2 protein-coding genes are annotated in these 611 nt (G+C 46.5%); one reads left to right on the forward strand and one right to left on the reverse strand.

Annotation, left to right across the window (positions count from 1 at the left end):
- Window positions 1-243, forward strand: a 243-nt coding sequence (locus ACCI49_RS25025) for an integrase core domain-containing protein (RefSeq protein WP_371840492.1), incomplete at its 5' end; no start/stop codon positions are given.
- A gap of 40 nt (window positions 244-283) precedes the next feature.
- Here the strand turns inward: ACCI49_RS25025 and ACCI49_RS25030 are convergent.
- On the reverse strand, window positions 284-611 hold a 328-nt coding region (locus ACCI49_RS25030), incomplete at its 5' end, for an IS66 family transposase (protein ID WP_371841977.1).

Consider the following 611-nt stretch of genomic DNA (forward strand, 5'->3'; position numbering starts at 1 on the left):
AGGCATCCACAAACCAACGGCATCTGTGAGCGCTTCCATAAAACCATTCTACAAGAGTTCTACCAGCCTTCATTACGCCGGAAGATCTATGGATCAATAGAAGAGTTACAAAAGGATCTGGACGAATGGCTCACATATTACAATAATGACCGTACCCATCAGGGTAAAAAGTGTTGTGGCCGCACTCCGATGGCAACACTTGAAGATGGAAAAAGCATCTGGAAGGAAAAACTCGTAAACTGAATTTGACCTGACAAAGCACCTTCTGAAAAACCGGTAACTGTCAGATCAAGTCTGAACTACTACACTTGATTTCCTGTTCAGTCAAATTGTTGTCGATTTCCAACCGACCATCGCTGAGGAATGCACATAGCCCATTCCAATATTTCAGGCAGTAATTCATTGCCTTGCCCAGCGGGGATTTAGGTAGCACTTGCGGATGGTGCTCATCCAGCCAGTATTTAAAGGCGGTCATAATCGGCCTGGACTCCTCTTGTCGCAAATTGTGTCGCTGCTTTGCGGTCAGCTGATTCTCTTTGGCCTTCCTCTCAACCCGATAGAGCTTCTTATAAAACTGCATTGCCCGTTTTGCCAGCCCATCCCCTTGCGCC

Source organism: Microbulbifer epialgicus (assembly GCF_041447265.1).
GTDB lineage: Bacteria > Pseudomonadota > Gammaproteobacteria > Pseudomonadales > Cellvibrionaceae > Microbulbifer > Microbulbifer epialgicus.